Genomic DNA, 25,292 nt, shown 5'->3' with positions numbered 1-25,292 from the left:
CGGCGGCCCTCCTCGACCCTTCGCTTCCACACTGGTTCTTCCCGATGACGACCGGACCCGCTGCCAGATCCGCTGCCAGCCTCCTGGCCGCCGGCCTCAGCGCCACCGTTGTGGTTCCGTTGATGCCGCCGGTTCTGGCGATGAGCTCCCCTTGGTGGGAGCACTACGAGATCCGCGAGAGTTTTCTCTGCCGCGACCAGGGACGCCTCGTGGTGGAGCGCAATGAAGCTCAGGCCTCGCTGATCAGCGGCGGTTCCCGCGCCACCTTGTTCCGGGAAACCTCGCCGCTGCCGGGGGTGCGCTACGGCGACGACAACCTGCGGTTGATCCTCAGAGGCGATGAGCTCACCGTGGAGCGGCTGCCGCAGCGCTTCTCCTGCTTCCGCACCGATCAGGCCTGACACCGATGGGTTCCCTCTCCGACCGCACAGTGATCGTGTCACTGCTCTGCACCCTGGGCCTGGTGTTTGCCCTGGTGTTCTGGTACGGCAAGCTCAACCCGGCGCCGGAGGCGCCGCTGCTGTGGAAGGAGGCGCCGCCATCGCGAAGCACCCCCGCCCCCGGGCTGGAGCCGCGCGTGCCCCGGGCCAACGGCAGCGTGATCTGAGCGTGGTCGATCCCCCAGGTGAGCCCCAGGGCAAGCGCAAGCTTCACCCCCTCCCCCGCGGTCTCGTGGAGCTCTACGGACTGCTGGCCGTGCTTTTCGTTCTGGTGCCGGAGTGGATGGCCGGCGGAGCGCTGCTGGGCCTGCCTGGGGCCTCGGCTGGCGACCCGATGCCCGTGCGGGCCAGCGCCTGGCGGCGGGTGCCGGAGCTGCGGCTTGCCTCCCTCTCCCTGGCGGAACTGCGCCAAACGGCGCGCCGGCTGCGGCTGTGGGGCTATGCCGGTGCCCGCCGTGAACAGCTCAACGCCCGGGTGCTGCGGCGGCTCAAACGCACCAAGCACTGGGAGCGCTGGCTGCCACCGGAGCTGTGATAGTTTCCATCTCGCCGGGGCGTAGCGCAGCTTGGTAGCGCACCACTTTGGGGTAGTGGGGGTCGTGGGTTCAAATCCCGCCGCTCCGATCGGTCCACCTCCGTTCCGTCGTTGAACCAGCCTCAGGGCCCACCAACAGCGACACGAACGTTCTTCTACCGCCGGCCATCAGGCCGGCTTTTTTTTGGCCATTCGGCCAGCTTCTCTCTCACGACCGCCAGCTGCGGCCGCTGCCACCGGCTTCAGGCGCAGCCGCCGGTTTGCTTGCTAAGCGAACATCCATCTCTCTCCTCAGGTCGCAGGCAGGCGACTGGCATCGAGCAGGATGGCCTGGAGCTCCTGGCGGGCGGCGGCGCCGTGCAGCGTGCCGGCCAGCTCCCGCCAACCGCGCCACTGTTGCGCCTGTGCCCGCGAGATCTCCGCCTGAAGCGCGGGCAGGCTGATCTCCGGCTGGCCGGGACGCTGCGGATCGAACAGGCCTTCACTGAGCACCTGCAGGTCGTGCAGTTCACCCAGGTGATCCTGGGCCTGGCGCAGCAGGGCGATCCAGCGGCTCAGAGACGGCCCCACCAGCTCTTCGAGAGGCTCGAGGGTGTAGCGCAGGGCCTTGAGACGCTTGCGCAGTTCGTGCAGGGCCGGATCGTGGGGATCGGTGGCGAACCAGCCGTCATGCAGGAACAAGCTGGCGGAGGCCGTTGCCTGCCATTCGAGCAGCCAGCTGCGCAGCGGCTGCTTCCCCAGTGGGGTGAAGCGCGGCTGGGCCTGCCAGTGGTGCAGACGTGCCAGCAGCTTCAGGTACGGGCCACTGCGCAGCGCCTCCTCCAGCCCCTCGAAGGCCTGCCGCCGTTCCCGCTTCAGCCGTTTCAGCACCGGCCGCAGCGCTTTCTGCTCCTCTGCCGGCAGCAGGGGGATCAAGCTGCCGTGCAGGCGCTGCTGCAGCACGTCCAGGTCGCGGGTGAGGCCGGTGTGGCGCGCCACCTTGGCCATGCGCCGATCGCTGATCGTGTCGGGCAGCACCAAGGCCGGGGCGAACTGCTGCAGCACCGTGCGCAGGCGCCTCAGGCTCACCCGGAGTTGATGAAGGGGTTCGGGATCGTGGTCGGCGAGCACGTCCGGTTGCAGCTTGCCCAGCCGGCGGGTCTGGCGCTGGATCAGCAGGGCGGCATGGGCGCCACTGCTGCTTAGCGGCTGCACCTCGACAGCAGCACCGTCTGCGTCGGCGGTGTTGTCACGTTCATCCGGCGAGCTGCCGCACTCGTCGTCGGTCGTGGGTCTGTCCGTCCTGTTGGTCTTCATGGTGTTGATCTCGGCATCCATCACGTCACCCATCACGTCACCCATCACGCTCTTCATCACGGTGGTCCTCGCGCTGTTCATCACGGGGCGGGAGCTTGCTTGTCAACACCGATCAACGCCGGCCGGTTGTCCAGTCCTGGAACCAGCCGCGGCGCCACAGCCAGTAGCTCTGCAAGGCAGCCACCAGCAGCATGAACATCACAACTGCAGCGTAGCCAAAGCGCCACTGGAGTTCCGGCATGTTGACAAAGTTCATGCCGTAGATCCCAGCGATGAAGGTGAGCGGAGCAAAGATGGTGGAAACGATGGTGAGAGTTTTCATCACCTGGTTCATGCGGTTGCTGATGCTGGCCATGTAGGCCTCCGTCACGGAGTCGCATTGGCGCCGCACTAATTCACACGCTTCAAAGATCAGCCCCACCCGTTGTTCCATGTCCTGGAAGCCATGCAGGGCATCAGGTCCGAGCAGGCGCTGGTTCTGACGCAGCAGCACCATGATCTGGTGCCGCAGGGGCCACACCTGACCCCGGATGTCACGCAGGGTGTTCCGGGCCGTGTAAGCACGGTTGAGCAGTGTGGGTTTGGGCCGCATCAATGCCGCTTCCTCCAATTGCTCCAGCAACTCCGAGAGTTGCTCCAACAGCGGAAACAAGGAATCCAGTAACTCGTCGATCAGGAAGTGGAGGATGTCGTCGAGATCTTCCTTGGCTGGAGCGGGATCCAGGCACGACAGCCAGTGCGTGAGTTCTGGAAAGGAGCTGGGCTTGGGCACCTCCTCGATGCTGATCAGCAGTGTGGGCAGCAACAGCAGCCCGATCTGCTCGCCGATCAGGCGGTCGGGCGTGTCGGCGAAGCTGAGGCGGTGCAGCACGGCCAGCACCATGTCGCCGGAGGAGTCGACCCGTGGTCGTTGGGGCAGATCCAGCAATGGCGTTTGAAAGTGCTCCGGCACGCCGAGACGGTCGAGCACCGAGCGGATCAGGGCCTGGTTGCCCATGCCCTGCACCCGCACCCACAGGGGCAGGCCGCGCTCCAGCAGCACGTGCAGCTCGTCGAGCTGCAGCCCGTCCCGTTCTTCCAGGCCCGAGGGGTGGAAACACAGCACCGACAGGCGCGTCGGCGCCCTGCCGCCATGGATGAATAACTGGCTGGGAAGCTGACCCGGCCGTTCGCCCAGGCGTCTGGAACGCAACCGGCCTGGATCGAGTCGGGTCATCCCTGCGTTCTAGCGGTCGTGGTGCCGCCAGGGAAAGGGGCCGGTGGTTGCAGCCATTGCTCCAGCCCCACCCCCGTGGCGAGCACGGTGGCCTGAATCAGCAGACACCAGCCGACCTGTGCGCGGCGTTCCCAGAGCAAACCGATCATCGGAGCAGCGCAAGGGTTGGCATTTCAGCGGTGATGGCGGCTGGCAGCTGCCTTCTGGGCCATGCCCCGGGGCCTGGGGCAGCACGCTGGCCGCCGGCGTTCCGGCGCCAGCGCCCCCGACCTCAGCGGGCCACCGGTTGGCGCAGCTGGCTGAAGCTGCGCGCCAGGGCCTGGCCGATCGTGAGCCCCACCGGCAGGTCTCCACCGAAGGAGGTGCCGAGCACATTGCGGTAGAGCTTGGTTTCCACCAGCCGGTAGGTGGCATCCGGCAATGGCACGAAGCGGGCCTGCTTGACGTATTGCGGGCCTTTCTGCAGGTAGAACTTCACGAAGCGCCGCACATCATCCTGCCCGCGCAACATGCTGTCGTTGATGTAAATGAACAACGGCCGTGACAGCGGGCTGTAGCGCTCGTTCTGTACGTTCACCACCGAAGGACTCACCAGTCCCTTGCGGCCATTCACGGCCAGGGCCCGGAGCTTGGTGGTGTTGGAGGCATACCAGCCGAAGCCGAGGTAGCCGAGGGCTTGCGGATCCTTGGCGATGCAGTTCACCACCACGGCATCATCTTCGCTGCTTGTGTAATCACGGCGAGAATCGCTGGCGTTGCCGTTGATCGCCTTGTTGAAGTAGTCGAAGGTGCCCGAATCCTTGCCGGGTCCACAGAGGCGGATCGGTGTGGCTGGCCAGGCGGCATTCACCTGGTTCCAGCGCATGATTTTGCCCTCGGCGCTGCGGCGCCACAACCGCGACAACTCCGTGGTGCTGATGGCCTTCGCCCAGGTGTTGCGCGGGTTCACCGCCACGGTGAGCGCGTCGAAGGCGATCGGCAGTTCGATGAAGTTGACCCCCCGGGCGGTGCACGTCTTCAGCTCTTCGCTGTTGATCGGCCGGGACGCGTTGCTGATCTGCACCTTGCCGGAGCAGAAATCGCGGAAGCCTGCACTGGTGCCCGTTTCCAGCAGCTCAAAGCGCACACTGGCGCCGGCGCTCGTGCCACGGAAGGCGCGGATCACGCCGCCGGTGATCGGGAAGACCGTGCTGGAGCCGCTGATCCGGATCGTTCCGCCCTTGGGGGGTGAGGGAGCGGAGGCTTCAGCGGAAGGGAGGGTCACGGAGCCTCCCACCAGGGCGGCAAGCAGGCAGAGCGCCATGCCGCTGCGTGCGCCTCTCCTGCCGCTGGTCCCGGAGTGCTGCGCGGGGCGGCAAGGGAGGGTGGATCGCCAGGGCATGGAGAAGGGAACCGAGCGCCTCACTCTGCGCAGAGCGGCATGGGGGGAGGATTAAGCGACGGTTAGGGCTTGGTCATCATCCGCCGCAGTTCTGCCAGGCCCCTGCCGATCCTGTGCTGACACCCTGCTCCTGGCCCCGCTCAGTTCAGGCGGGTGCGGGCCCGGTAGCCCCCCAGCCAGCGGTTCACACGCGGGCGCAGCGAAGGAGGAACTTCATGCAGCAGCTGGTCGAGCTCCAGGGCGCCGAGGCGCCGCAGGTCGCGCACATCCACATGCCAGAGCGCTTCGGCCTCGCGCACCAGCCGGGCCCAGGTGCGGGCCCGTTGCCAGCGGCGCAGTTGCCACCGTTTCGGCACCGGCGGGCCGGCGCCCTCAAGCAACCGGGGAATGGACATCCGATCACAGTGCTCTTTCACCAGCTTGTGTGGGCGTTGGCCTGATTGGGCGAACACAACAGGAGACTTCCGCTTTGCCACGCACACTGCTCGCCGATTGACTGGCCGCTCAGGCGGCGGTGCTGTTGATCGGGTGGGCGATCGGGCTGCCGCTGCTGCTGCCAGCGAGGGGTTCCACGGGTGCTACGGGAAAGCCCAGGCCCGCTGCTTCCCGCTCGCTCAGGCGCCGGGTCCAGGCTTTGGGGATGGGGTCGTTCCAGCGGAAGCCGGCCTGCCGGGCGCGGTGGCGCTGCTCATAGGGCAGCTGGGCCCGGTACAGACGCCGTGGCTCCAGGCCTGCCAGCAGCAGCTCCTCCAGGTCGTCGCAGCGGGAAAACACCTGGGCCAGGTAGATGCAGTCGGTGAGGGCCCGGTGCGCGGCCCACACCGGCACCCCGTAGGCCAGCGCCAGATCCCGCACCGACGGCGTCGCCCGCAGCTGCCGCTCCGACGGCCAGCGCAGATCCTCCATGCTGCACAGCCAGGGTTTCGCCAGTGCGGGCAACACGCCCCGCCCGAACCACTGGCGGTCGAAGCTGGCGTTGTGGGCCACGATCACATCGGCGGCCTCCACCAACGCGCGGAAGTACGCGAGCGCGTTGTCCCACGGTTGGCTCAGCCGGGTGACGGCAGCGGGGATCCCGTTGATCGGCGCAGCCGGATTGCTTTCGCAGGGAAGCAGGAAGGAGAGCTGGCTGAGAACGGCGCGGGTGGGGACGTGGAAAAGGATGGCCCCGACCTCGATGCAGTGGTCCTGCTGCGGGTCCAGCCCGGTGGTTTCGGTGTCGAGGATCAGCAGCTGGGTGGGGCAGCCTGCCGCAGCACCGGCCGGCCGCTCCGCTGCCGCCAGGGGATCCGTGGTGGCGGCCAGGGGCGGCAGGCTGAGGCGTGGCTTGGCCGTGCTCGTGGGCTCCGCTGCAGGCGGTTCTGCAGCTGCAGGCCTGGAGGCGGAAGCGGGTGCAGCCACCGGCGCCGGCCTGGCGGGAGCCCTGGGTGCGGCCCCTGCTGCCGGGGCGGCTGCAACGAGATCCAGCAGGCTCACCTGTTCCCAGCAGCCGGGGGCCTGCGGGCCAGCGGCCGGGTCGTGACTCGACCCCATCGGCGCTGATTCCATCGGCGGTTCTGCCATCGGGAGGGACGCTGCGGGGCGGGTGCCATCGATCGATGGCCTGCGGCGGATGACCCTGGTCATGCCCAGGTTGCTGCCATGTTCCCAGCCCGCAGCCGTCCCGCGCCAGTGGGCCGCGTTCCTAGGGTCGGGCCAGTTGCAATGGCGTGCGTGGCCCGTGCCCTTCAGGTGGGTGATCCGATCCCTTTGATCGCCCTGACCGACCAGGACGGGGTGGAGCGCCGCAGCGACCAGCTCGGCGGCCGGCCGCTGGTGCTGTTCTTCTATCCCAAGGACGACACCCCGGGTTGCACCGCCGAAGCCTGCGCCTTCCGCGACAGCGAGGCCGAACTGGCCGCCTTCGGCGCCGTGGTCTGGGGCGTCAGCGGTGATGACGCCGGCAGCCATAGCCGCTTTGCCGCCCGCCACCGGCTCACCTATCCCCTGCTGGTGGATCAGGGCAATGCCCTGCGCCAGGCCTTCGGTGTGCCCGGCGCTTTGCTCAACCTGCTGCCGGGCCGTGTCACCTACGTGATCGATGGCGATGGCGTGGTGCGACACATGTTCAACAACCTGCTCGATGGGGCCGCCCATGCCCGTGAGGCCCTCACGGCGCTGCGGCGGCTGACGGTGGCCTGAGTGGACGCGCCCGTGCAGCCTCACCGGGCCGACCCATGAGCCGCTGGCAGCAGCAGGGCCCGCTCTGGAGCCTCGCCCCGCCCACCGCTGAAGCCTTTCCCGGTGGCGCGCAGGTTCCGCCCATCGGCGTGGTGGAGTTCATCGGCGGCACGGTGCTGGCGGCCAGCCCCCAGCTCAGCTACCGCCGCCTGCTGGAGGCGCTGGCGCTGCGGGGGCTGCTGGTGCGCGCCTGGAGCTACGTGCCCGGCTTCGATCACCAGGCGCAGGCCACCGAGGCCTGGCGCTGCTTCCGGGCGGTCCGCAGCACGGCCACTGCTTGTCCCAATCCTGGTGTCGCTCCCTCCGCTACGGCCCCGTTGCCGGTGCTGCGGCTCGGCCACAGCCTGGGCTGCAAGCTGCACCTGCTGGCGCCCGATGGCGGCCGCGGTTGCCGTGGTCTGGCGGCGATGAGCTTCAACAACTTCTCCGCCGATCGCTCCATCCCCCTGCTTGCCGACCTCGCCCCCCGCCTGGGCCTGCGCACCGAATTCAGCCCTTCACCGGAGGAAACCCTGCGGCTGGTGGGCCTGCATTACCGCCAGCCGCGCAACCTGCTGATCCGCTTCGGCACCGATGCACTCGACCAGAGCCGGCGGTTGATCGGCGTGCTGCAGCAGCGGCCTGATGACGCCTCCACCCTGCTGGAGCGGCCTGGCGATCACCTCACACCCGCCAGTGCCGGCCTGCGTCAGAACCTGCTGGGAGCCTGGGCCGATGACCCGGCCCGGCAGCGGCAGATCGATCGGCTGGCCGATCAGCTCACCGACTGGTGGCTGGGCCCGACCAGCCAGGACTCCCGCAGCTGAGCGAGAGGCTGCTCCACCCAGGCCCAGAAGTCCCAGCTCGGAGCAAAGAGATCGAGGGGCATGCCTTCCCCCTGCGCCCAGGCGTGCCAGAACGCCTCAGGATCCAGCGCCCCGTGCGCCGATCGGGCCACGTCGTTGAGCTGGGTGTCGAGATGCCAGGAGAAGATCGCCGGCAGCACGTGACCGGAGATCGGATGCCGCGGATGCATCGCGGCGGTGAAGGTGGACACCAGGATTTCGCCGTGGGGCGTGGTGTCGTAGCCGGTGAGCACGTGGCAGGTGTCGTGGGGGGTGGTGAACCGTTCGTTGAGAGCCCCCGGCTCCCCCGGCATGGCGTAGCCGTTGCGCTGGAAGTGGTCGTGGAAGGCACGCCCGAGCCGGTCGTGCGGGAGTGTGCCCAGTGCCCGGTACCGCGCCGCCAGGGCCGGATCCGCCCCTTCCCCCTGGTACGGCTGCAGCCAGGCGGCGATGTCGGCTTCCGGGCTCCAGGGGGAGCCGGTCAGGGAGCTGAGGTTGTTGCGGGCCATCAGAGCCAGCGCCTCCTGCAGGTGCCCCTGGGCGGCAGCGGCGATCTCCTCCATCGAGGCGGTGTGGATGCCGAGAGCCGCCGCGTAGGCCAGCACCCGCTCGATGCGCCCCGGATCCAGCCGGTCGCCGAGGAAGGCCATCACCGTGAGGAAGCGGATCGCCTCCACGCGCAGGGCCGCCGGCTGCAGGGCTGCGGCCAGCAGCGCCGGGCTGGTGGGTGGAAGCGGGCGTGGCAGTCCTTCAGCCCCGAGCCGGAAGATCCAGTGGCCGGCCGCCGCCACCGCGGTCGCCGCGGCCGGCGGCAGTTCTCCGCCGCAGCCGCCCACATCCGCCATGGCGGCGAGGATGGCCAGGGATTCCTCCCGGTTGCTGGGGATCCGCATGACGGGCATCCGGTGTGGTCCTCAGACCCGCAGCGCATCCAGCACGGAGCGGTCTTCCAGGGTGCTGGTGTCGCCGCTCACTTCTTCGCCGGCCGCCAGAGCGCGCAGGATGCGGCGCATGATCTTGCCGCTGCGGGTCTTGGGCAGGGCATCGGTGAAGCGGATCTCGTCGGGGCGGGCGATCGGGCCGATCTCGGCGCCCACGTGGCGCTTCAGCGCGGCGATCAGGGCCTCGTCGCCGCTGGTGCCCGCATCCAGGGTCACGAAGGCCACGATTCCTTCGCCCTTGAGGTCGTCGGGCCGGCCCACCACGGCGGCTTCGGCCACGGCCGGATGGCTCACCAGGGCGGATTCGATCTCCATCGTGCCCAGCCGGTGCCCAGACACGTTGATCACGTCATCGACGCGGCCCATCACCCAGAAATAACCATCGGCATCACGGCGGGCGCCATCCCCGGCGAAGTAGACCCAGCTGCCGTCCGCCGGCCGGATCGCTTCCCAATAGGTTTTGCGGAAGCGTTCTGGATCGCCGTGGATGGTGCGCAGCATCCCTGGCCAGGGGCGCCGCACGGCCAGGTAGCCCCCCTCATCCACATCAGCACTGTTGCCGTCCATGTCCACCACATCGGCCACGATGCCGGGCATGGGCAGGGTGGCGGAGCCTGGTTTGGTGGGTGTGGCACCCGGCAGGGGGCTGATCATCACCCCGCCGGTCTCGGTCTGCCACCAGGTGTCCACCACCGGGCAGCGGCCATGACCGATCACCTCCCGGTACCACATCCAGGCTTCCGGGTTGATCGGTTCGCCCACGGTGCCGAGGATGCGCAGGGAGCTCATGTCGTACTGGTCGGGCACCTCACGGCCGTTCTTCATGAAGGCCCGGATCGCAGTGGGCGCCGTGTAGAAGATCGTGACGCGGTGCTTCTGGATCACTTCCCAGAAGGCGCCGGGCTTGCTGGGCCGTGGCGCGCCTTCGTACATCACCGTGGTGGCACCGGCCGAGAGCGGCCCGTACACGATGTAGCTGTGGCCCGTGATCCAGCCCACGTCGGCGGTGCACCAGTGGATGTCGTCCTCGCGGATGTCGAACATCCACTGGAAAGTGATCTGGGCCCAGAGGTTGTAACCGGCGGTGGTGTGCACGATGCCTTTCGGCTTGCCGGTGGAGCCTGAGGTGTAGAGCACGAACAGGCGGTCTTCGCTGGCCATCGGCTCGGCGATGTGCTCGACGCTGGCCGGCTCCACACGGTCGTGCCACCAGTGGTCGCGCCCCTCGGTCATGGCGGTGGGGGTGCCGGTGCGCTTCACCACCAGCACGTGCTCCACGCTGGGGCAGCCTTCGGCGAGGGCCTGGTCGACCGCCGGCTTGAGCGCCACCGGCTTGTCCTTGCGGAAGCCGCCATCGGCGGTGATCACCGCCTTGGCCTGGCCATCGATCAGGCGGTCACGCAGCGCTTCGGCCGAGAAGCCGCCGAACACCACCGAATGGGGAGCGCCGATGCGGGCGCAGGCCAGCATGGCGATGGCCGCTTCCGGCACCATCGGCATGTAGAGCGCCACCAGATCGCCCTTGCCGATGCCGAGGGCCAGCAGGGCATTGGCGGCCTTGCACACCTCGGCGTGCAGTTCGGTGTAGGTGAAGCGGCGCTCATCGCCGGGTTCCCCCTCCCAGATCAGTGCCGTCTTGTGGGCGCGGGGGCCATCCAGATGGCGATCGAGGCAGTTGTAAGCCACGTTCGTGGTGCCCCCTTCGAACCAGCGGGCGAAGGGCGGGTCGCTCCAGTCGAGAACGCTCTCGAAGGGCTGGAACCAGTGCAGGGCTCCCCGCGCCTGCTCGGCCCAGAAGGCGTCCGGGTCGGTGTCCGCTGCCTCTGCCAGTTGCCGGTAGGCCGCGAGGCTGCCGACCCGGGCGCTGGCAGCGAGGGCGGCGGGGGGCTCGAACACCCGGCCTTCCTGCAGCACGGATTCGATCGTGACCTCGCTCATCGCCATCGGGACCAGGGCCCCCCATTCAAGCGGCCGCTGGTGGCGTTGCCGCTCTGGCGTCGCACGGGCTGGATTTCAGCAACACGCGTAGGGAAGCTCTGGGCAACACCGAACAGCAAAAAAGGAGCGGTGGCGAAGTGTGCAGATTGAACGGTTTTGTGCGTGGCACGTCGTGAATCGGGCAATGTCCGCTGATTGTTGAATGATCTTGGCTTCAACTTGTCACCAGCAGGATCCGGTAAGGACCGGCGCTTGCCGGGGCGCATGGTGAGCCAAAACTTGCTGGCCTTGCCCTCCATCTCTTCTCGTTGCTCATTTCCTTGGTAGCCAGCGTCCGCATACGCCACCTCCTCTTCACCAGGCTGCAGATCTGCTACTGGGTGAGGTCGTCCACATTGGCGGTTACGTCCAACTGGCAGCTACGTCCACATTGGCAGCTAGTGATGCGCGCCGGCTGTTGCAGCGCAGCGCAGAAAGGGCAAGCTGGAATGCTGGAACGTGATGATCACGCTCCAGGTGGCAATGCTCAGGAAAGATCATCTGTTGTCAGGAAAGATCATTCTTTGTCAGGCCAGATCGTCTGTTCGCCTTGCTGCTGAACCCCAGGAAGCGCCTCTGGAGGATTCGATATCCATCACCCAGGTGATTCCTCTGCGGCGGCGCTTCCCCAGCGCCGGGCCGCTGCTTTCCACCTGAGCAGGCCCTGATGCCCCGCCAGCCTGGGCGACTGGTCTTGGTAGCTGGGAAGATGGCGCCATGACCCGTCCCGCGGCCTGCCTGTTCGATCTCGACGGTCTCCTGCTGGACACCGAACCGCTGCATGCCCAGGCCTGGCAGGCCGCCGCCGCCCACTTCGGCCGCAGGCTCCGGCCGGAGGAAGTGCTGGCCCTGCGTGGTCGCCGGCGCCTCGATTGCGCCGATCAGGTGCGCCAGTGGATCCATCAGAGCGGTGGGCCTTCGCTGAGTACCGCTGAGCTGCTGGAGGTGCGCCAGCCGATCGCTGAGGCCCTGTTGCCGCAGGCCGCAGCCATGCCGGGTGCCCAGGCGCTGGTGGAGCGTTGCCATGCTCTGGGCATACCCATGGCCCTGGCCACCAGCAGCTCCCGTGAGGCGGTGACCCTCAAGAGTCAGCCCCATGCCTGGCTGCAGCTGATCGAGCGGCGGGTGCATGGCGATGACCCGGAGCTCCTGGCTGGCAAGCCGGCCCCCGATGTCTTTCTGCTGGCCGCCCGCCGCCTCGGTGTCGACCCCAGTGACTGCTGGGCCTTTGAGGATTCGATCGCCGGTGCTTGCTCGGCCCAGGCGGCAGGCTGCCAGGTGCATGTGCTGTTGCCCGACGATGGGGTCTGCGCCCAGTACCCGCCCGAGGTGATCTGTCTGCAGTCGTTGGCGGAGCTGCGGCTCTGAGCCTGTGGAAACCCGGAGGTGCGGGGACGGTTGAGCGGTGGTGCAAAGGTTGAGCGGTGGCGCAGGTGGTGTCGGTGATGCCCGTGGCGCGGCCCCGGGACGGCTCCACGCTCAGGCCGGCGGGGCCGGTGGCCTTTTCTTGTCTGTCTCGATCCGCTCCACCAGCTTGAGCATCCAGGAGCCGGCCCGGCCCGTTTCGCCCAGTCGCTGCTTGAGCTCCAGCAGGGCGGCCGCCCGCTGCTCCTCCCGTTCGCCCTCGGACGGAATCGCATCGCGGTACGGAATCTGGGTGCGCTGCTGCAGCCACTGGCCAAGGGCGCGTGGATCGGCGGGATCCCTGATCGCACTTTCAAGCGTGAGGGGTTTGCCCTCGGAGCGCAGCCCCTGCAGCTTGTACCAGCGGTCCCCGTCGCTGTCGGTGCTCTCCACCAACTCCAGGGCGTCCAGCTGGGCCACCTCACGCACGGAGCGGCCGAAGCGGCGCTGCACCACCAGCTGGTGGCGCTCCAGGCGCAGCTCTCGCCGGCCCAGCAGCAGCCAGACCGTTCCCCAGCCGCAGCCCAGTGCCGGCAGGGCCAGGAAGGCCACCACTGGCCACAGGGATGGGTCGGCCAGGGCTGACCGGCCCAGCAGGCCCAGCAGCGCCAGCAGCAGCAAGGTGATCACGGCCGTGACGGCCGTCTGACGCCGCCGGATGCGGAGCGTGGGCACCAGCAACGGGGCGTCGCAGAACGCGGCCTCCAGCTCCTGCCATTGACGCGGCAGCTGGGCCGTCAGCGGCTGGGGCAAATCAGTGGCCACCGGATCCGCCGGCGCTGCTGGATCGAGAGCGAAGGCTGCGTTCAATGCGGCGGCGGCCTGCTCTCGTTCGCCAGCGGTGCCCAGCCGCGTGAGTTCGATGACCCGGTTCTCGAGTTCTGCCACCAGCGCACTGGGCTGCTGGTGGCGGCTGCGCACCGCGCAGCGGCGGATCTGGCCCACCCCGATGCGCTGCCGGCGCACGAACGGGCCCAGCCGCGTGTGCAGCGTCAGCACATCGTCGGTGACAACCAGCCGCTCATCGGCCCAGAAACAACGCAGCCATTCGCGTATCGCCATCACCCCGCCCAGGGTCCAGAAGCTCACCCACAGCAGCAGGAAGGCGGTCACCGCTGCGGCCTTCCCCACGCTCATGTCCATCGGGCCAGCCCCGGTCCACTCCCGCAGCAGACGGCTGAGCGTGAACAGCGCGAACACTTCCCCGGCCGCCCAGCCGCCCAGCCAGAGGGTGAGGAAGCCCCCCACCGCGAAGCGCGCGGGGCCGCGGGGGCGGAAGTGAAAGGTGAGCGTGGCGGGCATGGCCGTGGGTCGCGCGTGGATTCGCCGGCGTGCGGTCTGGCCGGTCGGGTTCAGAACTGGAAGCTGGTGGTGATCAGGGCGCCGAACTGGCGGAACTGCTCTCCTGCGGGGGTGTCAGCGCCGAGCGGCCGGCTGAGCAGAAACAGTGCCGGGGTCACGGCAATCCTGTCGCTGACCTGCAGCCTGTACCACCATTCGGCCACCAGATTGCTGTCCTGGCCGTCGCCGCCGCCGACCAGCCGCGTGGCCACGATCGGTTGCCCCACGGCCATGCCGAGCACATTTCCCTTGCCCAGCACGTCGCTCCACTGGAGGCCCACCGCCCACGACTGGCTGGTGGCCACGAGGCCGTTGCTGCCCCCAGTGTCACTGTTGCTCAGCCCACTGCTGAGGCCGCGGCTGGAATAGGTGGTGCTGTTGAGGCCCCAGCCGGCGCTGATCGAGGGCCACCAGCCCGCCCGTGACGGCTGCCAGTAGCCGCTCAGGCCGAAGGCCTCCGTGGTGCCCGGGACGCTGAGGCTGGCGGTGGTGAAGGGGCTGGCGGCACCGATCAGGCCGTTGGTGTTCTGCAGGCGGGTGTACACCGCCGCCACGGCCCAGGCCTTGTGCCCGTAACCCACCTGAACGGTGCCGGTGGCGCCGGCGTTGGCGGTGCCGAACCCCCCCTGGCCCGCATTGCCGGCATTGCCACTCGCGGCCACGTAGTTGGCGCTGATGCTGAAGCCCCGGCGGGCCCACCACAGGCCCACGCCTGCCCCCAGGTTCTCGCTGTAGGCGGCTGGAGTCCCGGCCAGGGTGAACAGGTCGAGCACGGCTGAAGCCGGGTAGACGCTGGGCCAGAGGGCGAGCATGTCGTCCTGCTCGACGCGGCCGCCGATGGTGGCGGTGAAGCCCGCCCCCAGGGGGAACTGATAGAAGGCGCGATCGATCGCCAGCGCGTTGCCGCAATTGCTTACGTTGAAGCCGCAGTTCTCCTGAAACGCGGCGGCGAGGGTGGAGAGGTTGCTGGGCCCGGCGCCACCGAAGCTGCTGGATGCGAGGTTGCCCGCCCGCAGCGTGGTGCGCAGCAGGTCCTTGCCGTTGAAGCTGGTGTCGGCGATGAGCTGCAGGTCGTAGCTGAAGCTGGCGGCACCGAAGGCCTGCCGGTTCTGCTGCACCAGCCCTGCGGCGGAGCCACTGAAGGCGTTGGTGCCCAGCACGAAGCTGGCCTGGCCGCTGAGGGTGGTGGTGGTGGAGAACGCGGCGGCTTCCAGCGCCCGCAACCGGGCCTGCTCGTTGCCGAGCTGCCCCCGTAACACGGCCAGTTCGGCGGCGAGCTCGTGCTGCAGTTGCTGCAGGTCGCCTGTCGCCGGCGCCAGTTGCTGAAGGCAGGCCTGCAGCATGGCGGCCGCGTTCCAGCGGCTCAGGGCCCGCTGACCCCCGGCTGTTGTCGGCAGTCTGTTGGTGCGGCACCCCTGCGATGCCATCAGGTCCGTCAGGGCCGCCTCGGTCCGGGCGATGGTTTCGGACGGGGCGGCCACAGGAGCCGCCTCCACAGGAGCTGCGGTCGCCGGCGCCCCTGCTGCCGAAGCCACAGCAAGCGACCACGGAACGAGGCTCAGCAGGCCAAGCGGGACGGGGCGCGGCACCGGAGGCAGCACTGTGACGCCCATCATCGGCGGTTGTTCAAGTCAACGCTTCCCTTTGCTCAGCGCCTGCCGGCGTCCACAGCCTGCCCGCGGCGGGATCCCGCTTTCCTGCTTCGCACTCCCGCCACAGGCTCCCCCTAGGGTGCGCACTCCCTACGCCCCACCACCATGCAAGGCTCGATGCGACCGGCCGGTGATGGCCCGGGCGCCATGTTTCAACTGCTGATCGCCGGGGCCGTGGCGCTGCTGATCCTCTTCACCCAGACGATCTTCATCGTGCCGGCCGGCAACGTCGCCGTGGTCACCACGCTCGGCAAGGTGACCGGCAACCAGCGCGACCCCGGCCCCAACCTCAAGATCCCCTTGATTCAGGCCACCTCGTTCTTTGATGTGCGCACCCAGGTGCGGCCGGAGCAGTTCTCCACCCTCACCAAGGATCTGCAGGTGATCGAGGCCACCGCCACGGTGAAGTACGCGATCAAGCCCAGCGAGGCGGCCCGCGTGTTCGAAACGATCGCCACCGATAACTCCCAGATCTATCCGCGGGTGATCCAGCCCTCGTTGCTCAAGGCGCTCAAATCGGTGTTTTCCCAGTACGAGCTGGTGACGATCGCCACCGAATGGAACGACATCTCCGCCCTGGTGCAGGAGAAGGTGGCGGAAGAACTCAGCAAGTTCAACTACGTGATCGTGCAGGGCCTCGACCTCACCGGTCTGCAGATCGCTGAGGAATACCGCGCCGCCATCGAACAGAAACAGATCGCCGAGCAGCGGCTGCTGCGCGCCCAGACCGAAGTGAAGATCGCCGATCAGGAGGCCAAGCGCTACCAGATCCTCAACTCCAGCCTCGATGACCAGGTGCTCTACAAGCTGTTCCTCGACAAATGGGACGGTCAGACCTCGGTGGTGCCCGCCCTGCCCGGCACCGCTCCAGGCGGTGGCACACCGGTGATCGTCAGGGGGCGCTGAAGCCTTCTGAGCCCCCGTCAGCACACACTCAGCCGTCTGCGCCCCGCGCCAGCCCTCACTCAGCTGACGGCGTCGCTGTGACAGGGCGGCGTGAGACCGGGGAGCTGGAATTCCAGAAACCAGAGAAATTCCCGCGACCGCCAGCCCAGATCGAAGGGAGCGGTGGGCTGCCAGTCGTGCCGCTCCAGCCCGAACGCCTCCTGCAGGTAGGCGGGCACCAGCGCTTCAACCTCGTCCTGGCCTTCAGCTTCCTCCTCCTCGAACAGGCGGTCGAGATAGAGCGCGGCGAAGATCCCCTGCTCCTCGTCGACCACCACCACCTCAAAGGGGCCATCGGCGGCGGGCAGCGGGTTCACTTCGAAGAATTCATCCCGCTCCAGGGGGTCGGTGGGCGCCTGCTCCATCAATGTGGCCAGGGCCTGCTTGAACCGTTCGAGGGTCATGGGGCCACCGGCCTGGGGGCCTCCATCCTCAACCGCAGGCGTCCGCCCAGGGGCCACAGCCACAGGGTCACGGCCAGCCAATGGATCAGCACGGGCGGCCACAGCGAGCCGCTGAGCAGGAAGACGCCCGCGCACACGGCGCCGAGCCAGCTGCAGGAGAGCAGGAAGGCCGGATCACGGAACAGCTGCCGCCCCGGCCGGTACCAGGTGGCGCCAGCCAGTGGGTGGTAGGCCACGAACAGCCCCACGCTCAGGGCGCCCCAGGCCAGCGACGACCAGGGCCCCACCCCCTCCATTGCGGCTGCCGGCAGCAGGGCGGCGCGGAACACCGCTTCCTCCCCCAGCGCTGGCATCAGCAGCAGCAGCGGCGCCTGGCGCAGCATTGGCCCCAGCGGTCGCCAGCGCCAGCCCTGCCGCAGCAGGCCGCTGCGCCGCGCCAGCGGCAGGGCCACCAGTGCGTACAGCAGCATTCCCAGCGCCGCCACCAGCCCATTGCCGCCCAGCAGCGGCGTGCTCACCGCATCGGAGAGCCGCCGCAGCGGCACCGACAACCAGGGCCACTGGCCGAGCAGCAGCGTGGGTGCCAGCGGCAGCAGCTCGGGGTCGCGGCCCGGCACCTGGTTGGTGCGTTGGAACCACAGCTGCGAGCCGTTCTGGAGGAACACGCGGGCGATGTCGTCATGGCCGCGGCGGGGCAGCATCGAACGCCAGCTGAGCAGGGCATCGCGCACGCTTTCCCCGCGCACGAAATGCTGCTCACCGCTGGTGAGCGTGTCAGCGCCGGCCACCACTGCCGCGTTGCGCACCCAGTCGGAGCGCACCATGCCGAAGGGAGTGAGCAGGTCGTCGAGCGACCGGCCCAGGGCCAGCAGCCGCTCGAAGCGCCGGCTGTCGCTGTCGTTGGGATGGGCGCGCCACCAGGCCATCAGCCCGGGATCGGCCAGCACCTGCTGGCGCAGCCGTTGCAGGGCGATGTAGAGGGTCTGGCTGGAATCCTGCACGCAGGAGGTGGCCGGCGTCACCGACGACAGGCCCGTGCCATCGCCGCTGCGGTAACGGGCCATCATCACGTTGGCCTGCACCCCCAGTTCGTCGAGCAGGGAGAAGCGGCGGGGGCCGAGCTGCACGTCGCTGAACAGGTCCTGACGGATCAGCACATCGGAGATCGGCCGCAGCCACAGCCAGCCCCGCTGCAGATCGCCGCTGTAGGCACTCCAGTCCTGGGTGCCGGCCACGATGCCGTTGGGGTTGTTGGCATAGATCTGGTGAAAGCGGAGCGCAAACAGCGGCTCACCGCTGAAGGGGTCGCGCCCCAGTTCGGCGTCGCCGAAGGCGAAGTGGCCGGTCACGGTCCCGGCCACGATCGCTTCGCCAGCGGGGCCGCCGATGCCGCCGAAGCTGTGGATCAGCAGGCCCCGCTCGCCCAGCTGCCAGCTGCCTTCTCCCCCCACCTGAACCCGTGAGAAGCGGCCCTTGCGCTCGGGGGTGCGGGCCCAGTTGCGGTGCAGCACGTAGTCGAGGCCGGCGCCGCGGCCCTGCACCAGCTGATCGGCCTGGGGCTGCAGCAGCGCCCGGGGCAGCAGTGCCTGGGCCGTGAACAGGCCGCTGGCATCGGGCGCGCCGTAGACCAGCCAGCCGGCGGCGCCGATCGGATCCCCCACCAGGCCATCCGGGTTGAACAGCCGGCGCCCATCGCGATCAGGTGGCTGCCGCGGAATCCGCACCACGTCCAGCGGGCCGCTGAATCCGCCCTGGCGCCGATCGAAGTGCCGCACCTCAAAGCGATCGCCGTCGGGGTTCTCGGCGGCGGCGGCTGGTTGCAGCAGTTGCACCAGGGCCACGTACCGGCCGGTGATCTGCACCGGCGGCTGGGCGATCGCCAGGCCGGGGCTGCCGGTGGGGCTGGTGGTGAGCTCCACCTCCTCCAGCCGCACGATCACGTCGTCGTGGGGGCGAGCCCCGGCCAGCGATTGCAGCGGACCCACGCCGCGGCGGCCATCGAGTCGCTGCGGCACCACGTTGCCGGCAGCGATCGCCGCATGGGCCGCCGCATCCAAGTGGATGTCGGTGCTGACGGTGCGCACCATGGCCTGCAACAGCGGCCGCTCCTGCCAGCCCAGCCGCAGCCGCTGGCCCACCAGTTTCTCGTGCTCGGGAGGCGCGTGCTGCACCTCCAGCCACACCCAGTCAGCGCCGGGATCCTGGGCGCTTTGACCCTGACCGGCGGGATCCGCGGCGCGCGCCTCCGGCAGGATCAGCCGGCCGATCCAGGCGCCGTTCGGCTTGTAGAGCGCCGGATCAGGACGCTGATCAAGGGGGTAGTGATCTGGGCGGTTGAAGGGTTGCTCCCAGGCCAGGGCGTAGCTGGACGGTCCGGTCGCCGCCTGCGCCGACTGAAGCATGGGCAGCAGAACCGCCAGCAAGGCCGCCAGAACAGCGGCGAGACCGGCGGAGAAACCAGCGGCCAGGGTCGCTGCCCTTCTGGCGCTGGGCATGGGCCGCAGCCGGCGCGTTCGGGGAGGCACGACGGCTACCGGGGGGAGAGCCGAGGTTACGGGAGCCGCTTGGGTGCTGTTTTGCATACCAGTCGGTTGCCAAGCCCACTGGCTCAGGGCGTGACGCAGCCCGGCCTGGCTACAACAGAGGCAGGAGCTGTCTGCGCGTGGCCTTGCAATGTCCCCCTTCCCCGACTACCCGGTCCCCGTCGATGAACTCCAGCGGTTGCGCTCGCTGGAGCGCCACGACCTGCTCAATCATCGCAAGGATCCGCACCTCGATCGCCTGCTGGAGCTGGCCACTGAGTTGCTTGACACACCGATCGGCCTGATCTCCCTGATCGATACCGACCGCCAGTGGTTCATCGCCCGCCAGGGGCTGGAGATCGACGAGACACCGCGCAAGATGGCCTTCTGCGCCCATGCCATCGCCGGCAACGGCGTGCTTGTGGTGCCCGATGCGCTCGAAGACCCGCGCTTCAACACCAATCCCCTCGTGCTGGAGGAGCCCAGGATTCGCTTCTATGCGGGCGCACCGCTTACCTCTGAAGACGGCCACAACCTCGGCACGCTGTGCGTGATCGACCGCAAGCCTCGCCAGCCCAGCGATCAGCAGATCCGTCTTCTGGAGCGCATTGCTGAATTGGCGATGCGGGAAATCGAGATGCGCCGCCAGTCGCTGCATTGCCCGATCACCCATCTGCTGGGGCGCAGCCTTTTCCTTCAGCTCGGCGAACTCGAACTGAGGCATGCGCGGGAGCGTCAGGTGCCGTTGTCGTTGGTGATTCTCGACATTGACAACTTCCGGATGATCAACAGCCGTTCAGGCCACAAGGCGGGCGATGAGGTGCTGGTGAAAGTGGCCGATCTCTGCCGCAGCCACGCCGCGGACCAGGACCTGATCGGACGGGTGGGCGACGAGGAATTCGCGATTCTGCTGATCAACAGCACCGATGAGCAGGCCACCTGGTTGGCGGAAAGCGTGCTGGAGGGCGTCCACCATATTGGTGTGTCGTCCTTCCACAGCGAGCAGCAGATTCACCTCAGCGGTGGAGTCACCACCATGAGCGACACCGACGCCGATTTCGCCAGCCTGTTCCAGCGGGCAACAAAAGCCTCAGAACTGGCCCGGATGAACGGTCGCGATCAGATTGTGGCGATGGAAAGGGAATGAAGGCCGCTCCGCCCCAGCAACCCTGCGGAGGTGCCCCTTGGGGGGGTGGCTTCTTGTGCTCAGGGAGGCGGAGCGGACGGATCCGCTGCTGAAGTCTTGAAGGTGCGCCACTGCACCTGTTCGATCGAACCGAGGCGTTCAGCCGGTTTGCCTTCCAGACGGGCTGTCACCAGGTCGGGGCGCCCGGCCAGCACCTTGAGGCCATCGCCGAGCGGAAAGTGGCGCTCCCCCTTGAAGGTGCCGCGGAACACCACCTCCTCGCCGGCAGGGCCGCCCACCTGACGCACTTCCAGCCAGCTGGGGGCACTACTGCTCAGCAGCAGATCGCCAGGAGCTGGCGGCACGGCCACCGGGGCAACCATGGCAGGGGCTGGTTCGTTGGCCGGGGGCTCGGGCCGTGCAGGGGAGGGGGCAGCCGGCTGCGCGGAAAGCCGTGTCTGGAGGGTGCCGGCATCGAAGCGCCGCCAGCCCCACACCAGCGCCGATCCAGCGCCCACGATCAGAGCCATCACGGCAATGGAACGGACCATCACGCCTGCGGCGGCGGTCTTGGCGGACCCTGGCGCCGTCTGCTGTGTCGTTGAGGTGCTTGGGTCCAGGCAGCGGTGGGTGAGGCCACTTTTCTGCAGGTTGCGCAGCGGCTGCAACAACGGCGCCACATCCAGCCCGAGCACCCCGGCCACGCGCTGCGCTTGGGCAATCACGTACACAAGCTCGGGCAGGGCGGCACGGTCGCCGGCTTCAAGCGCGTTCAACTGCTCCTCGCGGAAGAACAGGCGCTTGGCAAGCTCCGGCAGGGCAATGCCCTTGGCCTCGCGTGCTTGACGGAGCTGGGCTCCCAATGCGCCCAGTGCAATCGCCGTGGCCTGATCCTCGGCGTCCACGTCGGGCACGGGTTGGTTGGAGGAACTGCCCTCGCTCATGGTGTGGATCTCTGAGAGGGGGAGGTCAGAGGATTTGTAGCTCGAAATGGTGCTGATTGATGTCCATGGGAGGGTTCCTTTTCAGCATGGGTAAAGCTGCCCGTCAATCGCTAGCAAAACGTGAGAGATCTTGTGGCTTTGAATCTTCACACCTCCCTGATTTTGAAGCAGCCTGTGTGAAGGAGAACTGGCTTCTCGGTGAATGGATCCATCCCTCGTGCAGCAACCTGCTCTGGCCATTGCATGAGAGCAGGTCAAACGGCCGTGCGATTCGGCGGAGCAAGCCCACTCAGCTCGGCAAAGCGCGCTCAATAGAGGCGGCTGAGCACGAAGTCCGGCAGGGCCTTGAGGGCGTCGCTGGAGGCGGAAGGCGGTAGCCACTGGAGCGCTTCGCCGGCCTCTCGGGCAAAACCTTCGGCCAGCGTGCGCGACCGGGGGATCGCTTCGCAGCCCCGCACCAGCTCCAGCGCCTGATCGAGGTCGCCGGGTTCGCAGAGCTCTCGCTCGATCAGCCCGGCCAGGGGCGGACGTTCCTCAAGGGCGAAGAGCACCGGGGCCGTGAGGTAGCCGGCGGCCAGATCGCTGGCAGCAGGCTTTCCCAGTTGCTGATCGCTGCCGGTGAAGTCGAGGATGTCGTCGACCACCTGGAAGGCCAGGCCCAACTGGCGGCCGAAGCGGTAGAGCTGATCGAGGCGATCGACCGGCAGGTTGCTCAGCACCCCGGCGGCGCGGGCGCTGTTGGCGATCAGCGAGGCAGTTTTGCAGTAGCTCTTTTCGAGGTAGGTCTCGAAGCTCTGGCCGGTGTCGTAGCGGAACAGCCCCTGTCGCACTTCGCCGTCGGCCAGGTCCATGATCACGCGCGAGAGCAGCTTCACCACATCGAGGTCGTCGAGGTTGGCGAGGTGCCAGCTGGCCTGGGCGAAAAGGAAATCGCCCGCCAGCACCGCCAGGCGATTGTTGAAGCGGCTGTGGACCGTGTCCACGCCGCGGCGGGTGGAGGCCTCATCGACCACGTCGTCGTGGACGAGGGAGGCGGTGTGAATCATTTCGGTGATCTCAGCCAGGCGCCGGTGCCGGCTGGAGAGCTCACCATCAGGGCTGAGAGCCCGTGAGAGCAGCAGAACCACGCCGGGGCGGATCCGTTTGCCACCGGCACTAAAGAGGTGCTCAGCTGCAGCCTGGAGGATCGGGTGGCCGGCGCCGATCAGGCTGCGCAGATCGCTCAGCAGAGTTTCGAGGTCGTTCTCGACCGGCTGGAGCAATTGCGCGACCGTGGCCATGACCCCTGCTCAGTGGATGGATCCTAGAAGGCCTGGATCGGCGCTGAGAGCGCCACCTGCTCCACCACCGGCCGCCAGCCCAGCCAGGGCATGGCGGCACGGGCGAAGGCCTCCGGATCGCCGGTCACGCAGAAGCGGCTGCCACTGGCCAGAGCGGGAGACGGGTGCAGGCCGCAGCGCTGCGGCACCGGCGCCGGCGTTCGGCCGATGCAGACCGACAGGCGCGCCACGGCGGCCTCGGCCGGATCCACCAGCACCACGTGCTGGGGCAGCAGCTCCCGCAGCAGGTCTTCCAGCAGCGGGTAGTGGGTGCAGCCAAGCACGACGGTGTCCACATCGGCGGCCAGCAGGGGCTTCAGATAAGTGTGGGCCGCCTCGCGCAGCTGCGGGTCGGTGAGATCACCCCGCTCGATCAGGGGCACGAAGGCGGGGCAGCCCACTTCCACCACCTTGATGAACGGACGCACGGCGCGCAGGGCGCGTCCATAGGCGCCGCTGGCTGCGGTGGCCGGCGTGGCCAGCACGCCCACCCGTTCCCCCTGCACCACGGTGGCAGCACTGTCGATCAGACCCAGCACCGGCACCTCGCGGCCGGCAATGGCCTCCACCACATCAAGGGCCAGGGCATGGGTGGTGTTGCAGGCCATCAGCACCACATCGACCGACTGCAGCTGCAGCCAGCTCACCACCTCGGCGGCAATCGAGCGGATCTCCCCCCTGGAGCGCTCGCCATAGGGCACCCGAGCGGTGTCGCCCAGGTAGATGTAGGGCTGGTCGGGATGCCGCTCCACCAGGCGGCGCAGCACGGTCAGGCCGCCGAGTCCGCTGTCGAGCAGGCCGATGCGTCGCTTGCTCATCCGCCCCCCAGGTAACGCAGGATGCCGCGGGTGATGGCCTGGGCCAGCCGCTGGCGGTGTCCCGCATCCGCCAGCCGGGGGGAATCCAGATCGCCTGTCACGAAGCCGGTTTCCGCCAGCGCCGCGGGCATCACCGTCCGGCGGATCACGAAGAAGCGGCCGGTCTTGACGCCGCGGTCGGGGCTGCCGGGTGAAACCCGCAGCATCTCCTCCTGCACGGCCTCCGCCAGCGCCCGCGACTGCGCGCCCTGGAAGTAGAAGGTTTCGATGCCGTTCACATCCGGCCGGGCCATGCTCAGGGCGTTGGCGTGGATGCTGAGGAAAGCCTGGGCACCGCTGCTGTTCGCCAGCGCCACCCGCGGCGGCAGGTCGACGTCGATTTCGGAGGTGCGCGTCAGCACCACCTGCACACCCTTGCTCTGCAGCAGCTGGGCCACCTGCAACGAGATGTCGAGCACCACATCGGTTTCCCGCAGCCCGCCGATGCCCACGGCGCCCGGGTCGGGTCCGCCGTGGCCTGGATCGATCACCACCCGGAAGCGGCCGCGCGGCACTGCGGGCATGCCGCCGGTCGAGGGGAGGGGGCGGCTGCCGCCGAAGGGAGTCGGCCGTACCCAGCCTCCGCCTGCCACCTCCACGTTGCCTTCGCCGAGGGTGGAGATCAGCCGGTTGGAGCCCAGCCCGGTCAGCTCGAGGCGCCAGCGGTCGCGGGCGGTGCCCACCAGGCGCATGTTGCGCGGATCGAGCTGGGTGCCTGGGGCGAATTCGAGCACAAGGCGGGTGGTGCCGGGATCGGGCTTGCCGATGCGCACCTCGCGCAGGGCGCCGCTGCCGCGCAGGGTGCGAGGCCGCACCGGGGCGCCGGGGAGGTCGATCCACACCCGAGGACCCTGGGTGCCCCTGCCGCTTTCGTAGAAGGCCTGCAGGGAGATTGAGGGCGAGGTGCGCAGCTCAAGCACCCCATCCCGGCTGACGCGCCAGGCGGCCAGGGCGCTGGCGGCGTGGGCCGGCAGAGAGGCCAGCAGCAGGGCAGACGGCGCGAGCGTGGCGAGGGCGATCGCGCGGCACGACGCCCGCAGCGTGGTGAGCAGTGACGGGCAGGGCTTCCCCAGGGTCAGAACAGCGAAGGACGGCGGTGGTTCAGGCTCGGCATCTGGGTGCGAACCCGTTGGCCATGATCAGGGTCGACGGGCGCCACCGCCAGCCCGGGGGAAATTCCCGCATCCGCCAGCACCGTGCCCCATGGGTCGATCACCAGGGCGTGGCCATGGCTCTGCCTGCGGCCGTAGTGCAGGCCGGTCTGGGCCGGTGCCATCACGTAGGCCGTGTTCTCGATCGCCCGCGCCTGCAGCAGCACCTGCCAATGGTCCTTGCCGGTGAAGGCGGTGAAGGCGGCCGGAATCATGATGAGTTCGGCACCAGCACCGGCTAGGTGGCGGTAGAGCTCGGGAAAGCGGACGTCGTAACAGATCGAAAGTCCGATGCGGCACAGGCCCGGCACATCCACCACCGGCGGCAAGGTTTCGCCCGCTTTGACCGTTCCCGACTCCCGATAGGTGTTGCCATCGGGAAGATCCACGTCGAACAGGTGGATCTTGTCGTAGCGGGCCAGCAGCTGGCCTTCGGTGCCCACCAGCTCTGCGCGGTTGAAGGTGGCCCGCTCCCCGGCCGGCACCGGATAGCCGCCGCCCAGCAGGGTCACCTGGTAGCGCCGCGCCATCGTCACCAGAAAGCGGCTGCAGCGTTCGGCCAGGCTGCCCGCCAGCTCCAGCCGCCGCTCGTCGTTGCCCATGAAGGCGAAGTTCTCGGGCAGCCCCACCAGATCGGCGCCGCGCCGGGCCGCCAGATCGATCAGCTCCTCGGCGGCCGCGAAATTGGACTCCGGATCGGGCGTGCTGGTGAGTTGCAGAGCAGCGGCCAGGAAGCTCGTCACCATGAGCAGGGAAGAGGTCGGCGGAACTGTAAGGGAGCTGCCTTCCGGCACCGG

The 25,292-nt window shown here is 68.4% G+C and carries 25 protein-coding genes and 1 tRNA gene; 10 read left to right on the top strand and 16 right to left on the bottom strand.

What is annotated here, in order from left to right; genetic code table 11:
• Positions 1-44: 44 nt before the first annotated feature.
• The 4 genes from KBY86_RS01390 (at position 45) to KBY86_RS01375 (ending at position 1,064) form a co-directional block, all read left to right on the top strand.
• The gene (locus KBY86_RS01390) at positions 45-401 is read left to right on the top strand and encodes a hypothetical protein (RefSeq protein WP_255139881.1); all 357 of its coding nucleotides are present in this window, start codon (positions 45-47) and stop codon (positions 399-401) included.
• 5 nt (positions 402-406) lie between these two features.
• A complete protein-coding gene (locus tag KBY86_RS01385) occupies positions 407-607 on the top strand; it encodes a hypothetical protein (RefSeq protein WP_094512999.1) in 201 nt (66 codons plus the stop codon).
• Between the two features lie 2 nt (positions 608-609).
• Entirely contained in the window at positions 610-975 is a 366-nt protein-coding gene (locus KBY86_RS01380) for a hypothetical protein (RefSeq protein WP_255139879.1), read from the top strand.
• 15 nt (positions 976-990) lie between these two features.
• Positions 991-1,064, top strand: a tRNA-Pro gene (locus KBY86_RS01375).
• Positions 1,065-1,266: 202 nt separating this feature from the next.
• Here KBY86_RS01375 and KBY86_RS01370 read toward each other — a convergent pair.
• The 5 genes from KBY86_RS01370 to KBY86_RS01350 all read right to left on the bottom strand — a co-directional run bounded on the left by KBY86_RS01370 (position 1,267) and on the right by KBY86_RS01350 (position 6,401).
• The gene (locus KBY86_RS01370) at positions 1,267-2,352 is read right to left on the bottom strand and encodes a CHAD domain-containing protein (RefSeq protein ID WP_255139878.1); all 1,086 of its coding nucleotides are present in this window, start codon (positions 2,350-2,352) and stop codon (positions 1,267-1,269) included.
• Between the two features lie 31 nt (positions 2,353-2,383).
• On the bottom strand, positions 2,384-3,487 hold the full coding sequence (gene corA, locus KBY86_RS01365) for a magnesium/cobalt transporter CorA (protein WP_255139877.1): 1,104 nt from the start codon (positions 3,485-3,487) through the stop codon (positions 2,384-2,386).
• 271 nt (positions 3,488-3,758) lie between these two features.
• A complete protein-coding gene (locus KBY86_RS01360) occupies positions 3,759-4,790 on the bottom strand; it encodes a PstS family phosphate ABC transporter substrate-binding protein (protein WP_255139876.1) in 1,032 nt (343 codons plus the stop codon).
• Positions 4,791-5,008: 218 nt separating this feature from the next.
• A complete protein-coding gene (locus KBY86_RS01355) occupies positions 5,009-5,263 on the bottom strand; it encodes a hypothetical protein (protein ID WP_094512991.1) in 255 nt (84 codons plus the stop codon).
• 109 nt (positions 5,264-5,372) lie between these two features.
• The gene (locus KBY86_RS01350; RefSeq protein WP_255139897.1) at positions 5,373-6,401 is read right to left on the bottom strand and encodes a 3'-5' exonuclease; all 1,029 of its coding nucleotides are present in this window, start codon (positions 6,399-6,401) and stop codon (positions 5,373-5,375) included.
• Positions 6,402-6,581: 180 nt separating this feature from the next.
• Here KBY86_RS01350 and KBY86_RS01345 point away from each other — a divergent pair, with 180 nt between their 5' ends.
• Together KBY86_RS01345 and KBY86_RS01340 are read left to right on the top strand one after the other, a co-directional pair.
• Entirely contained in the window at positions 6,582-7,049 is a 468-nt protein-coding gene (locus tag KBY86_RS01345; RefSeq protein ID WP_255139875.1) for a peroxiredoxin, read from the top strand.
• 35 nt (positions 7,050-7,084) lie between these two features.
• Positions 7,085-7,894, top strand: coding sequence for a DUF1350 family protein (locus KBY86_RS01340; RefSeq protein WP_255139874.1), 810 nt, complete (start codon positions 7,085-7,087; stop codon positions 7,892-7,894).
• On the opposite strand, the gene KBY86_RS01335 is transcribed toward KBY86_RS01340, so the two are convergent.
• The gene (locus tag KBY86_RS01335) at positions 7,843-8,805 is read right to left on the bottom strand and encodes a hypothetical protein (protein WP_255139873.1); all 963 of its coding nucleotides are present in this window, start codon (positions 8,803-8,805) and stop codon (positions 7,843-7,845) included. The genes KBY86_RS01340 and KBY86_RS01335 overlap by 52 nt on opposite strands.
• 21 nt (positions 8,806-8,826) lie before the next feature.
• The gene (gene acs / locus KBY86_RS01330; protein ID WP_255139896.1) at positions 8,827-10,791 is read right to left on the bottom strand and encodes an acetate--CoA ligase; all 1,965 of its coding nucleotides are present in this window, start codon (positions 10,789-10,791) and stop codon (positions 8,827-8,829) included.
• Between the two features lie 501 nt (positions 10,792-11,292).
• On the opposite strand from acs, the gene KBY86_RS01325 reads away from it, so the two are divergent.
• Both KBY86_RS01325 and KBY86_RS01320 read left to right on the top strand, forming a co-directional pair.
• Positions 11,293-11,487 (top strand): hypothetical protein, encoded by a 195-nt coding sequence (locus KBY86_RS01325; protein WP_255139871.1) that lies wholly within the window; start codon positions 11,293-11,295, stop codon positions 11,485-11,487.
• 60 nt (positions 11,488-11,547) lie between these two features.
• Entirely contained in the window at positions 11,548-12,198 is a 651-nt protein-coding gene (locus tag KBY86_RS01320) for an HAD family phosphatase (RefSeq protein ID WP_094512988.1), read from the top strand.
• 111 nt (positions 12,199-12,309) lie between these two features.
• Here the strand turns inward: KBY86_RS01320 and KBY86_RS01315 are convergent, their stop codons facing one another.
• The gene (locus KBY86_RS01315; RefSeq protein WP_255139869.1) at positions 12,310-13,536 is read right to left on the bottom strand and encodes a hypothetical protein; all 1,227 of its coding nucleotides are present in this window, start codon (positions 13,534-13,536) and stop codon (positions 12,310-12,312) included.
• A 50-nt stretch (positions 13,537-13,586) separates the two neighbouring features.
• Positions 13,587-15,164 carry an iron uptake porin gene (locus tag KBY86_RS01310; RefSeq protein WP_255139868.1) on the bottom strand — a complete coding sequence of 526 codons (1,578 nt, stop codon included), beginning with the start codon at positions 15,162-15,164 and terminating at the stop codon, positions 13,587-13,589.
• Between the two features lie 210 nt (positions 15,165-15,374).
• Here KBY86_RS01310 and KBY86_RS01305 point away from each other — a divergent pair, with 210 nt between their 5' ends.
• Entirely contained in the window at positions 15,375-16,133 is a 759-nt protein-coding gene (locus tag KBY86_RS01305) for a prohibitin family protein (RefSeq protein WP_399220132.1), read from the top strand.
• A 59-nt stretch (positions 16,134-16,192) separates the two neighbouring features.
• Here KBY86_RS01305 and KBY86_RS01300 read toward each other — a convergent pair whose 3' ends face one another.
• Positions 16,193-16,576 carry a hypothetical protein gene (locus KBY86_RS01300; RefSeq protein WP_094512985.1) on the bottom strand — a complete coding sequence of 128 codons (384 nt, stop codon included), beginning with the start codon at positions 16,574-16,576 and terminating at the stop codon, positions 16,193-16,195.
• The gene (locus KBY86_RS01295; protein WP_255139867.1) at positions 16,573-19,071 is read right to left on the bottom strand and encodes a type II CAAX prenyl endopeptidase Rce1 family protein; all 2,499 of its coding nucleotides are present in this window, start codon (positions 19,069-19,071) and stop codon (positions 16,573-16,575) included. Before KBY86_RS01295 ends, KBY86_RS01300 begins: the two co-directional genes overlap by 4 nt.
• Before the next feature lie 178 nt (positions 19,072-19,249).
• Here KBY86_RS01295 and KBY86_RS01290 point away from each other — a divergent pair, with 178 nt between their 5' ends.
• Positions 19,250-20,245, top strand: coding sequence for a sensor domain-containing diguanylate cyclase (locus KBY86_RS01290; protein ID WP_094512984.1), 996 nt, complete (start codon positions 19,250-19,252; stop codon positions 20,243-20,245).
• 59 nt (positions 20,246-20,304) lie between these two features.
• On the opposite strand, the gene KBY86_RS01285 is transcribed toward KBY86_RS01290, so the two are convergent.
• The 5 genes from KBY86_RS01285 to KBY86_RS01265 form a co-directional block, all read right to left on the bottom strand.
• Positions 20,305-21,168: a helix-turn-helix domain-containing protein gene (locus KBY86_RS01285; protein ID WP_255139863.1), complete on the bottom strand. Its 864-nt coding sequence runs from the start codon at positions 21,166-21,168 to the stop codon at positions 20,305-20,307.
• Positions 21,169-21,476: 308 nt separating this feature from the next.
• The gene (sds, locus tag KBY86_RS01280) at positions 21,477-22,448 is read right to left on the bottom strand and encodes a solanesyl diphosphate synthase (RefSeq protein WP_094512982.1); all 972 of its coding nucleotides are present in this window, start codon (positions 22,446-22,448) and stop codon (positions 21,477-21,479) included.
• Between the two features lie 23 nt (positions 22,449-22,471).
• Positions 22,472-23,305, bottom strand: a complete 834-nt coding sequence (gene murI, locus KBY86_RS01275; protein WP_255139862.1) for a glutamate racemase — start codon at positions 23,303-23,305, stop codon at positions 22,472-22,474.
• Complete coding sequence (locus tag KBY86_RS01270) at positions 23,302-24,384, bottom strand: N-acetylmuramoyl-L-alanine amidase (RefSeq protein WP_255139895.1); 1,083 nt, start codon at positions 24,382-24,384, stop codon at positions 23,302-23,304. Before KBY86_RS01270 ends, murI begins: the two co-directional genes overlap by 4 nt.
• 35 nt (positions 24,385-24,419) lie before the next feature.
• Positions 24,420-25,238, bottom strand: coding sequence for a carbon-nitrogen hydrolase family protein (locus KBY86_RS01265; protein ID WP_094513055.1), 819 nt, complete (start codon positions 25,236-25,238; stop codon positions 24,420-24,422).
• Between the last annotated feature and the right edge of the window lie 54 nt (positions 25,239-25,292).

The sequence above is a fragment of the Synechococcus sp. Lug-A genome (assembly GCF_024345655.1).
Taxonomy (GTDB): Bacteria; Cyanobacteriota; Cyanobacteriia; order PCC-6307; family Cyanobiaceae; genus MW101C3.
This window is presented reverse-complemented; position numbering and strand designations above follow the sequence as displayed.